This is a genomic window from Clostridium sp. CM042 (assembly GCF_055080995.1).
On record NZ_CM143646.1, the window covers coordinates 1,899,093 to 1,912,531 of the forward strand.

Annotated in this window: 15 protein-coding genes; 3 read left to right on the plus strand and 12 right to left on the minus strand. The window is 29.9% G+C overall.

Annotation, left to right across the window (positions count from 1 at the left end):
- Nucleotides 1-106: 106 nt before the first annotated feature.
- Nucleotides 107-1,552, minus strand: a complete 1,446-nt coding sequence (locus ACWJJ7_RS08935) for an amino acid permease (protein WP_462964886.1) — start codon at nt 1,550-1,552, stop codon at nt 107-109.
- A 379-nt stretch (nt 1,553-1,931) separates the two neighbouring features.
- Here ACWJJ7_RS08935 and murI point away from each other — a divergent pair, with 379 nt between their 5' ends.
- Complete coding sequence (gene murI, locus ACWJJ7_RS08940) at nt 1,932-2,747, plus strand: glutamate racemase (RefSeq protein WP_462964887.1); 816 nt, start codon at nt 1,932-1,934, stop codon at nt 2,745-2,747.
- Between the two features lie 60 nt (nt 2,748-2,807).
- On the opposite strand, the gene ACWJJ7_RS08945 is transcribed toward murI, so the two are convergent.
- Nucleotides 2,808-3,035 (minus strand): hypothetical protein, encoded by a 228-nt coding sequence (locus ACWJJ7_RS08945; protein ID WP_462964888.1) that lies wholly within the window; start codon nt 3,033-3,035, stop codon nt 2,808-2,810.
- 370 nt (nt 3,036-3,405) lie between these two features.
- Here ACWJJ7_RS08945 and ACWJJ7_RS08950 point away from each other — a divergent pair, with 370 nt between their 5' ends.
- Nucleotides 3,406-3,861 carry a DUF441 domain-containing protein gene (locus tag ACWJJ7_RS08950; protein WP_462964889.1) on the plus strand — a complete coding sequence of 152 codons (456 nt, stop codon included), beginning with the start codon at nt 3,406-3,408 and terminating at the stop codon, nt 3,859-3,861.
- 73 nt (nt 3,862-3,934) lie between these two features.
- On the opposite strand, the gene ACWJJ7_RS08955 is transcribed toward ACWJJ7_RS08950, so the two are convergent.
- The 10 genes from ACWJJ7_RS08955 to ACWJJ7_RS09000 all read right to left on the minus strand — a co-directional run bounded on the left by ACWJJ7_RS08955 (nt 3,935) and on the right by ACWJJ7_RS09000 (nt 11,692).
- The gene (locus ACWJJ7_RS08955; RefSeq protein ID WP_462964890.1) at nt 3,935-4,792 is read right to left on the minus strand and encodes a DUF1186 domain-containing protein; all 858 of its coding nucleotides are present in this window, start codon (nt 4,790-4,792) and stop codon (nt 3,935-3,937) included.
- A gap of 74 nt (nt 4,793-4,866) precedes the next feature.
- A complete protein-coding gene (locus tag ACWJJ7_RS08960) occupies nt 4,867-6,579 on the minus strand; it encodes a bifunctional diguanylate cyclase/phosphohydrolase (RefSeq protein ID WP_462964891.1) in 1,713 nt (570 codons plus the stop codon).
- Nucleotides 6,580-6,647: 68 nt separating this feature from the next.
- A complete protein-coding gene (locus ACWJJ7_RS08965; protein WP_462964892.1) occupies nt 6,648-6,782 on the minus strand; it encodes a cyclic lactone autoinducer peptide in 135 nt (44 codons plus the stop codon).
- A 7-nt stretch (nt 6,783-6,789) separates the two neighbouring features.
- Entirely contained in the window at nt 6,790-7,443 is a 654-nt protein-coding gene (locus tag ACWJJ7_RS08970; RefSeq protein ID WP_462964893.1) for an accessory gene regulator ArgB-like protein, read from the minus strand.
- Nucleotides 7,427-7,912 (minus strand): hypothetical protein, encoded by a 486-nt coding sequence (locus ACWJJ7_RS08975; RefSeq protein ID WP_462964894.1) that lies wholly within the window; start codon nt 7,910-7,912, stop codon nt 7,427-7,429. Before ACWJJ7_RS08975 ends, ACWJJ7_RS08970 begins: the two co-directional genes overlap by 17 nt.
- 95 nt (nt 7,913-8,007) lie before the next feature.
- A complete protein-coding gene (locus tag ACWJJ7_RS08980) occupies nt 8,008-8,580 on the minus strand; it encodes a DUF5317 family protein (protein ID WP_462964895.1) in 573 nt (190 codons plus the stop codon).
- Nucleotides 8,581-8,630: 50 nt separating this feature from the next.
- Nucleotides 8,631-9,275: a pyrophosphatase PpaX gene (ppaX, locus tag ACWJJ7_RS08985; RefSeq protein WP_462964896.1), complete on the minus strand. Its 645-nt coding sequence runs from the start codon at nt 9,273-9,275 to the stop codon at nt 8,631-8,633.
- Between the two features lie 398 nt (nt 9,276-9,673).
- The gene (locus ACWJJ7_RS08990; RefSeq protein WP_462964897.1) at nt 9,674-9,880 is read right to left on the minus strand and encodes a helix-turn-helix domain-containing protein; all 207 of its coding nucleotides are present in this window, start codon (nt 9,878-9,880) and stop codon (nt 9,674-9,676) included.
- A 36-nt stretch (nt 9,881-9,916) separates the two neighbouring features.
- Complete coding sequence (locus tag ACWJJ7_RS08995; RefSeq protein ID WP_462964898.1) at nt 9,917-10,411, minus strand: DUF2975 domain-containing protein; 495 nt, start codon at nt 10,409-10,411, stop codon at nt 9,917-9,919.
- Nucleotides 10,412-10,936: 525 nt separating this feature from the next.
- On the minus strand, nt 10,937-11,692 hold the full coding sequence (locus ACWJJ7_RS09000) for a DUF975 family protein (RefSeq protein ID WP_462964899.1): 756 nt from the start codon (nt 11,690-11,692) through the stop codon (nt 10,937-10,939).
- A 247-nt stretch (nt 11,693-11,939) separates the two neighbouring features.
- Between ACWJJ7_RS09000 and ACWJJ7_RS09005 the strand changes: the two genes are divergently transcribed.
- Nucleotides 11,940-13,388, plus strand: coding sequence for a DEAD/DEAH box helicase (locus tag ACWJJ7_RS09005; protein WP_462964900.1), 1,449 nt, complete (start codon nt 11,940-11,942; stop codon nt 13,386-13,388).
- The last annotated feature ends 51 nt before the right edge of the window (nt 13,389-13,439 follow it).

The window sequence follows — 13,439 nt, forward strand, 5'->3', positions numbered from 1 at the left end:
CAGAACGAGGTATAGCAAACTCTGCTATACCTCGTTCTTTGTAACTCTTGTATATAATCCTTAAAAAATAGGATGTCCGTTTAAACAAACGTCCTATTATAATTATTTATTTCATTGGCAAGTTATCTTTAATATCACTCTTAGCAAATATTTTTGTTAAATATGTTATAAAAAATCCAAAAATTATAAATCCTACTGGCCCACCATAATTCTTTAACATTGGAACTATTGCTTCTTTGAAACTTGTAGCTCCTGCAATATCTCCCCAGCCAGCGCCAAAGAATGCTAATACACCTAATACGAAAACAACAGTTGAAGATATAACTACAGCTGTTTTTGATTTTAACATTACAAATGGAGGTACATTACCTTTAAGCCTAAATGTTAAATATGCGGCTGAAAGAACAATATAAGGTATTGCAAGGCATAAACCTGATAAATTAGTTAATGTGTTAAAAAAAGCATCTATTGAATTCAATCCTATTAGTGGTACTATTATTAATACTGATAGGATTCCACATTGAACCCAAAGTGCATTAACTAGTGTTCCATCTTCACGTTTCTTAGTTAAAAATTTAGGAAAGGTGCCACTCGGAACCTCTGAGAACATAGCCCTGATTGGAGATTCTAACCAAACCACAAATGCGGCTATAGACGATACGGTTAAAATAAAAGCATATATTTGGACAAATATTTTACCATTTAAGCCCCAGGTTTCTGCTAATATCTTATAAACAACATAACCTGCATCCTTAACACCAGCTTTGGTTATTAATTCAGGTGATGCAACTAAGCATATTGCAAGTGATCCTAGTACATACGCTCCAGCTATAAATGTAGTTGCTATAATAACTGCCCTTGGGAAAACTTTTTTAGGATTTTCAACATCTTTAATATAAGTTCCTGCCACCTCAGCCCCTGCAACAGCAAGAATCAGCCATGAGAAAGTTGAAAAATAATCAGCATCAAACTTGGGTATAACTGTTGCTTTTGTGAAGGTTGTAGCTGATGGTTGTTTGCCAACTAATACTCCAACAACTGCAAATAATATAAATATAACTGTAACTGCTAAAGTTAATTTCCCACCTAAATCACTAATTTTCGAGAATCTTTTAACTCCAGTTGTAGCTATATAGGTTAATAGTACTGCTAGTCCCAATCCTATCCAAGGTAACAAATATGCATTGGCATCGTTGAATCTGTTTTCACCAAAAAGAGTCCATGATACCATCACTGGTATTCTTGCAAAAACCATTTGCAAATAGAATAAATTAGCAACAAAGTATGACCAAGTACCTATAAACGCCCATCTTGGACCAATTGAGCATTCTATCCAGGTGTATAACCCTCCCTCTTTGTCTTTATTAGAGGACGCTAACTCTGCTATCATTACTGATAAAGGTAGGAAGAATAATAAGGCAACTATAAGCCATGACGGAATAGCTGCCGGTCCGAGTGCCACTGCATTTGAAGCAATATTCCCAAATCCAAAAGTCGGAACAAAAATTAACATTACCAAAGTCCATAAGCCAAGTTTTTTTGTATTATTCATAATTTACCTCCCTAATTTTAGAGGTTAGTGCAATCACTAGCCTTGTTTTATACAATTATACCAATATTAGCTACCTATAATCAACTAATACTTTCACCTATAAATCAATTGTTTGATTTTATTGTAAAAAATGCACCTCTATAGTCCTCAAAATACGATATTACCAGCCATAATGTATCTCTGTCTTAGTCCTATAAATCACAATGTAATTCTTTACATTAAATAAATTTTATGTTATATTTACTTTAGTTTAACATGTTCATTAATGGTACATAGATACCTTACATATATATAAATAAGAAAAACCAATTAAATCAAATATGAGAGGTATTTCTAAGCTTTTTCCTAAAAGACAAATTTAATTTTAAGAGGTGATATCGTGGTTAATAATAATAATAATAATAGGTCTATCGGAGTTATTGACTCAGGAATAGGAGGTTTATCAGTTGTTAAAGAACTTCAACTTCTCCTGCCTTATGAGAATATAATATACTTTGGAGATAATAAAAATGTACCCTACGGGAACAAAACAGTAGGCGAGATTACGAGTTTAACAAAACGTATGATTGATTTTCTAATTAGTAAAGACGTAAAGGTAATAGCAATTGCTTGTAATACAATATCCAGTATAATAGAACTATTTAGTATGGATTATGACATTAAGATAATTGGTATTATTAATCCTGTTATTGATACTATAAGCAAAAGTACAGACAAAGATGCTGTTGGTTTAATAGCTACATGTTTTACAGTAAATACTCATTGTTATAATAAAGCTCTATTAAAAGTGAATAGCAAAATAAAAATTATATCAGAGGGAAGTGCAGAACTAGCAGAAATTATTGATAGTTATGATTATAAATCTGAGGATGTAAAGTGCATAGTAAAAAATCATATCACGTCTATTATTACTAAAGAAAATGTTGATGCTATTATTTTAGGATGCACTCATTACCCACTAATAATGAATATATTTAAGGAATGTTATCCCAATATAAACTTTATAAATCCTGCTTTACAGCAATGTTCTGAGTTAAAGCAATATTTACTAGAAAATAATATTATTAATAATGATAAGACTAACGGTTCATTTGAGATTTATACAACAGGCGATATTAAAAAGTATGAAAAAGGTGTGGATTTATTAGCACTAAAAAAGCCTGACAATATCATAAGCTATATTGAAGAGAATTAATTATATAATAGAAAATAAGATAGGCAAATTCCTTAGGATTTTGCCTGTTTTTAATGTACCTTATAAAAAATTTGAAATTTTATAACTTCCATCACTGTTATCTTCGCTCTCATCTTGTTTTCTTCTCACATTACTTACATTTTCTAATGACTCAATATCCGAGCGTTTTTTAAGAAGTAGATCTTTTATACTATGATTTTCTGCTATATTATTTAAAACCTCTAGTTCCTCAGCTTTTTGGATTTTACCACTGTCTTCAGTATAAGATATATTGTTATTGTGCGGCATAAAATACCTCCTTTTTTTTAAAAAATCATTGTTATTATTTTGGCCTTTTTGCCTTGTTGTCATACTATGAAATTCTTGGCATTTAATATAAAAGAAATAATAAACTTTATTCTCTGCCATTACTACACAATAAACGGTATGAACATTTTTGTTTCTTTCATATATCCCCTATACTCAGCTCCAACAGCGGAGTTACTATGATACTTTTCATTTCACCAAAAAATAACAGTTTTTTAAAAAATCAAATGGGCTATTTTACTATTGTCCCCTAAATCACTATAGAGTCAAGATTGTACATTATGAATAGTATATTTTAAGTTAATAATTTATTTTAATATATTAATAAATAAATTTTAGGAGATGATTTGTTTTGAGTTCTAGTATTATTTTATTGTTAATTCTTGCTGCTTCCATATTGGGGAGAGCCAATTCAGTTGCTATTGCTACATGTATTTTACTTATGCTAAAACTCTTAGGTTTAGACAAATATGTGTATCCATCTATAGAAAAAAGTGGAATGACATTTGGACTTATATTTCTTATAGCTGCCATAATGATACCTATTGCAAATGGCCGCATTACAGTAGAAAATATAAAAAGCGTATTCACATCCTGGATCGGCGTAACAGCTTTAGTTCTTTCATTTTTAACAACATATTTAAGCGGACAAGGCTTGAACTATCTTACTGTTCAAGGCCATAGCGATATTATGCCTGCCATGATACTAGGAGCAGTTGCGGCTGCAGCCTTTTTAGGAGGAGTTCCTGTAGGGCCTCTTATTACATCGGGAATGCTAGCTATATTTGCAAAATTGATTCATAAATAAATTCAATTTAACGTATCATATTAAAATAAACAAAGCATGCCAAATTTGTAAAATTAGGATGCTTTGCTATCTTCTATTTTTTTCTTTGCTTCTTTTTAGTAGCTTTTACCTGCTTTTTTTTATTTTTATTTTTACTTTTATTTTTATTCATCTTGTTAATTCCTAGCATATATTGTGACTTAGACTCAATACTATCTCTAGGAAAGCATCTCCAGCAACCTAACTCTTCTATCGTATCCTTAAGAAATGAGTACCCCTCATCTTTTAACTTCGGAAATTTTTCTTTATCATGGATTTTAATAGCTCCATCCACTTCTTCTAAGGATATACACTCCTCATCTACCAATCCATCTTTATAAGCTTTCTTTATGTATTCATATAATTCATTAGGGCCCGCTTCACAAGAATCATATATAAGTTCATTCCAAACTTGTGAAAATTCACGTTCAAGTTTTTCTTCAAATAAACTTTTATAATATTCAATAACTTCACTTTGAGATATAGAACCTTCGCCCAAAAGTACAATAAAGGATTTAATAGCAGCACTTCTAACATATTCATTAACACTGCTATCTTCCACTAATCTTTTTATTGGCTGCGTGTCTCCACCACAAACTGATGCTAAAATTTTGTGTAAATCCTCTGTAAGAAAATCGCCAAAAATATCGTCTGAAATTTCATTTTGTAAACTAATTAAATCTATAATCAACTTAAAACTTCGATTTTCTTTAAACTGTGCTAACAAGAAAGTTGCATATATATGTGCAAAATAATTAGGTTTTTCTAAAATCTCTTCATAATTTTCTTTGGCATTTTTTAATATCTGAAGTAATTCAGGTATGAACTCTTCTTTGTGGTTTATTATTTCCTTTAATTGTGCCTCTGGGAATTTCCCATTATTATACTCAATTTCTTTAAGTAATTCATTCATAAAATAAAACTCCTTCTTCATTTCATTCGTTACCAATATATTATCTTATAGTTTCTTTATAATATCAATGCTTTTTATATTTTCAAGGAATTTCTATTACCAAGTTCATTTTCACTTTCCATAATAGCCTGAATAAAGGAATCAGCAATGTCTTTATCAAACTGACTACCACTACATCTCCTAAGCTCATCTATAGCTTCTTTATAAGTTTTTCTTTTATTGTAAGGTCTGCTAGAAGTCATGGCATCAAAGCAGTCCACTACTGTTAACATCCTCACAATGTAAGGTATATTATCCCCTTTTAAATTATCAGGGTATCCTTTGCCATCATATCTTTCATGATGATATAATATTAGAGGAATAATTTCCTTAAGTGATTCAACAGATTTTATAATCTCTACTCCATTTAATGAATGTTGTTTCATTATTTCCCATTCTTCTGAAGTTAATGGCATATTCTTATTTAGTATTTCTTTTGGAATATTTATTTTTCCAATGTCATGCATATAAGCACCATATATTAACTTTTTTTTATTTTTCTCATTAAGTTCAAGTTTATCTGCCAATAATCTACTATAAATAACTACCCTTTCAACATGACCATATGTATATTTATCCTTAGCATTGATGACGCTTATCAGAGTTTTTATTGATGTAATAATATCTATATGTTCATCTTCTATATCAATTTTTAATTCATCTAATATAGAAGTATAAGTTTCCACTTTATTTTTTTCAAAAAACTTGGCCCTATAAAGTGCATCATCCGCACTTTTAAAAAGTTCAATAGCATTTTTAGCTTTATCAGGATAAATTGATATGCCTATTGAAACTGTCAATTTACCATTTGGCTGATTTTCTTCGCCATGAAAATAAGTTTTTTCTATCTTACTTCTTAATTCTTCTGCCACCTTAATAGCATCCACCTCAGAAGTATTTGGAAGAATTATTGCAAATTCTTCTCCACCATATCTTGCCACTATATCATTTTTTCTAAACCTGTTCTTTAAAATTAATCCTATGCTCTTAAGTACTTCATCACCTTTTTGATGTCCATAAATATCATTGTAGTGCTTAAAATAATCTATATCCATAAACATCATTGCAACAGGTTTATTTTCTTTTTCACAGATTTTCATTATTTTCCCTAAGGCATCATAAAAATACCTATGATTATAAAGCCCCGTGAGTCCATCTTCATTTGCCAACCCCTCCAGCTTTCTTATATGTCCGCTTTCAATTTTTACATAAAATCCCAATGGCCATGCAGTAAGAATAAAAACTCCAGCTAAAATTAAATCATTTTCAAAGTACTGATTAACCTGTGCATTAGGCGTACCCATAATAAGATCTAATGCTAATATAAAAATTGAAGAAATGCAGGCCACTATCATGCCTTGTTTCATACCTTTTTGCAGCGTTGAGGTTATTATAATAAATAAAAATAAAAATTTATAATCACTTGAATTTTTACCTGAATAAAGTATAACAATAATAAAAAACAAAATAAATATAAGCTTTTCCAACAATTGTACAATATTAATATACTTCAAATTTATTTTTTTAACAGTTGAAAATGACCATATAAAGTATATGGACAATAATATTAATATTAATACGAAAAATGAAACAAAACTATAACTAGTATTTGGTGTGGTTTTTGCTATGTCATTACCATTAAATATGTATCTTAGAAATACTATTCCTGAAAATAATAATGAAGACAACTTTACTATTGAAACTATTTCCCTTATTTTCGTCTGTTTATCATCTTTTAAATTACTCACATTATCACTACCTCATCAAATTCATTATAATAAAATAATGAGATCAGTAAATCTGACCTCATTTTTCATTATTTTTCTCTTAGGCACTTTGGTTCTTCAGGCTGATAAGAAAACCACCAGCATGCTGAAGAAGCTACAGAAACTGCCACAAATGTAGTTAATACTGCAATTAAAGTGAATAGATGTTTGTTTAAATTTTTCATACTATTTTTACCTCCTTTTCTTAATTTTATGATTTAAAAAAGTATCTACTTTACCTACTAATAAGTGTCCTAACGATGTAAGTGTAAAAGTTTGCCATAATATGCCTGAATATAAGCATAGGGCATAAAAAAGAGACTTTCTTTCGCCACTATTTATATACAACAGGACAAAAAATACTGTTATGATTAAATATGCACTTAAAAGTATTATAGATCCTTTTTTCATCCGCTTTCTTTTTTCTTCTTTTACTATAGGCTTTGAAGTGCTGTCCACTGGGGATAATTTGTAAATTATGTAATATGACCATATAAAAATCACTATTCCAAGTATTATAATTAATTTTATATTACCTACTGAGCTCATTAAAAGTGATATTAATACTGCCTGTCCTACACATACAATTGTGCCTATAAAATTACAATTTCCTGGTGAACTTGCATGAACACCTCCAGAATATTTCCTAAGAATACTGGCTGTAAAGGAAATTATTAGAGCTTCAAAAGCTACATGAAACAATAATCCAAATAAAAATACAAGAATTATAGAAAGAAGCATCTGCATTAAAGCAAAAGTGCCATAGGCAATTACCTCTTTATTATTCTGATCAAGGGATAATTCTGATGCTACTTTATTAGCAATATCATTAGATAACTTCTCCATTTATTACCTCTCTCAACTTTTTTCTTCTATCCGAACTGAAGTGATAAATGGATACTATAGTTGCAAAAATCAACAGTGATGGAATACCATATAATATCTTTAATAAAGGTTCACTTAATAGATACACAATATTTACTTTAAATATATGCTGAATTATAAATATATTAATTCCTTCACAGATAAATTCCAGAATCATTGCCATGATGCTTGCTTGTATGGATTTAATTATGCTAATTTTATTTATATTAACTGTTAATACAATTAACACTATAATATTGAGAATAGTATGTACACCATATTGAATTGGTAGTAATCTTATTGAAGTAATTGCAATAAGAACAATAATACTTGATACTATATATCTTTTTATATTAATAACAGTGTTTGAAAATGCATAAACTGCAAAAATAATTAAAAACCCTTCCGGCAGACCTCTAAAAAAAAATTCTGATAACGTTATTCTCAACATGTTTTACCTCTCCTCTAACAACCCTGTGAATATTTATATATATATTGACAATTATATCATTAATATTACAAAATAGGATATAATTCAATAAAATATCAGATACTATTCGTGCAACTCTCAGACTTCATTATCTCTGTTTTATTAATGACTTTTATGGTATTAAATATAATAATAAATGCAAAAATTCTTATACATACATCTCCAATGCTCATAACGCTGTAACCCACATCAATTATATCTGTTAAAAACTTCAACTTAGTTACTCCACTTCCCAAAATATGTATATCATTAACCTTCATAAAAGAATCTGGTTTTACATAACCAGTTAAGTATGATAAAGTTGGAAATACTGGCATTTTACCATTATTAGCTTTTATTGCAACATTATTCAAATGACTTCCAATAAAAATAAATATTGACCCTATAATTGCGCTAATATTGAGTTTATATTTAATAATCAAAATCAAAAATGTTAAAAGATAAAAATAGTGAAAAGTGCTAGCATACTTTATAAATGCATAATTACCACAAAACAGCATCGCCTCTAAAATTACATACGTTAGTACAAAAGCCAACACAGGGTATATTGCCCACGTCTTAAAAAGTGGCCTTACTTTATATCCCTTTATTTTTGCAAAAAAAATGGCTAGAATTATTGGTTCAATCATACATATTCCTCACATTCAAAATTTCAATATTTAATCTATTTCTATTTAAATTATACTAATTTTTCAACCAATCCCATAAGTTCCTCCATGCTCTCTACAACATAATCGGGCTCATACTTAAGGATCATGTCCATAGGCAGTGCACTCCACCCAACAACCACAGATAAAATTTCTGCATTTTTCCCACATAAAACATCAAATGGACTATCCCCCACAATGATGGTCTCCTCTGGCCTTCCTTCCAATTCCTTTAAAGCCATAAGTGCTGGGGTCGGGTCTGGCTTATGTTGGTCTGTATCGTCTGCCCCTATAATGCTTTCAAAATAATCCATTAATCCGAAATGTTTTAATCCCTTAATGGCCGAATCATTTAAACGGGAAGTAACGATTCCAAGCTTATAGCCTTGTTTATGAAGCTCCATTACCCCTTCCCTTACCCCTTTGTGGATTGTAATCAGCTTTTCGAAGTTTCCAGTTTGGAAGCTCCGATAAGTTTTAATGGCTTCTTCGCTGTCCTCACCAAATTCCCTATCTAATGTAATTTTTAAAATTTCTCCAAAATTTTTAATAATATCCTCTTTATCTACTTGCTTGTTCAAGTGCATTTTATAAGTATGCTGAAAAGATTGTATAATTAATTCATTTGTATCTAACAAAGTTCCATCCAAATCAAACAAAATATTTCTAATCGTCATAAAAATATCCTCCTTAGCTCCAATTGCGGAGTTACTCCGCTAATTTCATTCTACCAAAATAACAAGCATTTTAAAAGAAAAATAAAAGCACTCACTTCTTATATTTGTATTAATGTTTATAAAAAAATCATTCTTTTTCACTGGGGTGAAGTTCAAGTCTGTTATACATTTTTATAAAATCTTATCACCTATATTAAACTAGACAATTCCGACACGATTATTAAGGTTTTTGAGCAAATACATTTTTACTTCATCAATGCTAACTAAGGCCTTCTATTAAAGCCTTAGTTAGCCTACAAATGTTATTAAATGAACTATATTTAAACGACAAAAAAACTACCGAAATATTTGTATATTTCAGTAGTTACCTTCGCTAACTTTCACTAAGTTTTTTGTTACTATTCTTCTCTGTATTCTAAAATATCTCCTGGCTGACACTGAAGCTCCTTGCATATAGCCTCAAGTGTAGAGAATCTTATTGCCTTTGCCTTATTGGTTTTTAATATAGACAAATTCGAATTTGTAATTCCCACTCTATTTGCCAGTTCAGATAAAGAAATTTTTCTTTTGGCCATCATTACATCTAAATTCACTATTATTGCCATGTATTTCACCTCAATTTGTTTATATAACGCAAATATCTATACCGTAAAATCATTTTCTTCTTTAACTTCAATCGCATGTTTAAAAACTTTAGAAAGGACCAACGTAAAACAACCTGCAAAGAAGAAAATTATAAACTCAATGTCTGTGTGAATCCCTTTAGCATCAATTGTTATTAACTTCAAATTTAAATATTGATTATTAATAAAAAAATTGAGCACATAACAAGCAGAAATTATAAAACATGAGGCAGCAACAATTTTTAAACTTTCAACATTTTTCCATACAAAAGGGTTTGCTTTAACTAATGAATTCATAATGCATCTAAGATAATACATTATACAAAGTAATGCAAAACCACCTAAAACGAATAGAATGCAGGTGATAATATTTTTAAAGTTAAGTAAATTTACCTGCTCAGTCACCAATGCTTTTCTAAGTATTAATAAATACACAATAAACCCTATAATAATTAAACCATCTAGCATTAACTTTAGTAGGGATGATAAAGAAGTTTTTCCATAATATTTCATAAAATTCCCTCCATAACTTGTAATTTTTTTAAAATTAAAGGCTACTTTATATAAACAATTAAGTATAAATCAATGTGATTAATATCAACATTTTATGTTGTTCGCTATTTATATCCAGACCTTTAAATGATATAAAATTGTGATTTAACGACATTTCAGAAGGAAAGTCCCCCACTTCTATAAGTGGGAGTTCCATACTCAAACAAAGAGAAAACTTCGGCGGGAGTATAAATCTCCTTCTGAAGTCGTTAATGCATCTTCCATGGAGCTGTGCAGCACCGCAGGTGATGATTTAACTTATATGAACTTTAAAACAATATTATCACATTAGTTTTTTTTTTACAATGCAAATTCACTGTTTATCAATGAATTTATATTGTAAAACATTAGTACCCTGCTATTATCAATAATAGCAGGGTACATTGTATATAAATATATACCTAAAACAATAACAATGAACAATAAAAAAATACGCAAGCTAATAATATATTGAGTATATTTTTTTATAAGTGCGGTTTCAACTTCTTATATATCAGTGTATAATGTTGGATTTAAGCCAAGCTCCTCATAACTGCAAAGACCACAATCCAGTGCTTTTTTACGTAATACCAAATATAGCTCCGCTTTTGTTGCATTTTCATAAGGTATTACAAATAATACCCCAACAAGAAATAATAATTTACCTAATAAATACCATCCAATAAATGAAAGATCCAATATCCACATATCCATTTTTTCACCATCAGTCATTTTATTACTTAATTCTACCGCACGGTTATATCCAATGTTTGGATTATCTGCTAATATATAAGGAACCATTCTATAAGCATAAGATTTTACAATTCCAGGTATGATAAATAACAAGAACCATAAAAAATTTAAAATACTTCTCCATAGCATTGTTTTTATAATATCAAAATATTTTTCTTTACCAAAACTATAACCCAGATAATTCATATTTATATCATTTTGTGCAGATTGAACAAAGTACCGTCTTCCACTAACTTCAAATGCATAACCTAGAAATATACGAAATGCTACTACAAATATAATCACAGTAATAATACCTTTAAAAACCATACCCCCAAATGGAAACATTCCGATATTTTGTCCCAAAACCGAATTAGATCCATCTTGGGAGTTATGGCTGATAATATCCCAATTATAGCTAGTGTCCCCCCCACCAACAATAACTATAATCAAACTAACTAAGAATGCTTTCAAATAAGATACTTTCAAAACTGCTTTTGCCCTATCTTTCAAAATTTCACGACTCCACATTTTATACTCCTTTTAAGTTCTTTACTTTAATATATACTTACAATGTTTATATGTTATTCAATTTAGTTATTGGATTTAGAAAAGGCGTTGGAATCGTATAGGACACTCTTACATTTTTGTTAGCTTCTTTGTGAATGACACGTTGGTAATATTTACGTTGAAATACAGAGGTGTGATATAATAAAAAAGTTAGTATATATATTCCTAACAATAATAGTAATAGAATTATAAGGAAAGAGATGATCAAATGATAAATGCAAATTTCAACGATTGTAAGTTAAGCAGTGACTTATTAAAAGCAATTAACATGTTAAATTTCAAGAATTTCACAGAAGTCCAAAAGCAGGTTATACCAGCAGTACTCGCGCAAAAGGATGTAGTAGTAAAGTCCCAAACCGGAAGTGGGAAGACTGCCGCATATGCCATTCCTATTTGCCAATTAGTAGATTGGGAAGAAAATAAACCTCAAGCATTAGTACTTACACCAACAAGAGAACTTGCTATCCAAGTCAAAGAAGATATTTTTAATATAGGTAGATTTAAAAGACTTAAAGTATCTGCACTTTATGGAAAGTCTCCTTTCTATGATCAAAAAAAGGAACTTAAACAAAAAACGCATGTAGTAGTTGGCACACCTGGCCGCATTATAGATCATTTAGAAAAAGGTACATTTGATACATCAAATATAAAGTATCTTGTAATAGATGAAGCTGATGAAATGCTTAATATGGGATTTGTAGATCAGATAGAAACAATAATAGGTGGCTTATCAAAAGAACGCGTGACTATGTTATTGTCAGCCACAATGCCGAGAGACATAGAGACTCTATGTAACAACTACATGAAAGATCCTATATACATAGAAATAGAGGACCAAAATAAAGCAGAAAGTACTATATGTCAAGAAAGATATAACGTAGATGAACTGGATAAAATAGACCTTTTAAGAGATATAACGATAGTAGAAAACCCTGATAGCTGTATAATATTCTGTAATACAAAACTAAAGGTAGATGCAGTTTATAATAAGCTGGCAAATCTCGAGTATACATGTAAAAAAATACATGGCGGAATGGAACAAATTGATAGATTAAGAGTAATGAATGATTTTAAAAAAGGTTATTTTAGATATCTAGTAGCTACAGATGTTGCAGCTAGAGGGATAGACATAGATAACATTAGCCTCGTAGTTAATTATGATACACCTTATGAAAAAGAAAGCTATGTTCATAGAATAGGAAGAACTGGACGCATAGGCAAGATAGGCCATGCAATTACCTTTGTAACTCGAAACGAAGGTAGATTTTTAAACGATATACATCAATATATTGGTAAAGAAATTATTTTGAATGAAAGACCTTCAACCGAAATCGTAAGTAATGCCAAAGAAGAATTTACGCAGAAAATGAATACAAGACCTGAAGTTAAAGAAGCAAAAGGCAGCGAGTTCAGCAAAGAAATTATGAAATTACATATTAACGCAGGTAAGAAAACAAAGATGAGAGCAATGGATATTGTAGGTACACTTTGCAGTATTAACGGCATGACAAAAGACGATATAGGAATCATCAATATAATTGATATATCTACTTTTGTAGAAATATTAAATAATAAAGGTGAGTTGGTGTTTAAGGAATTACAAGAAACACCTATCAAAGGTAGACTTCGTAGCGTAAGTAAAGTGATATATGAATAGAAAAGATATCTATAGCACTATATCTTTTTTTCTTTTGATACTGTCGTTTTA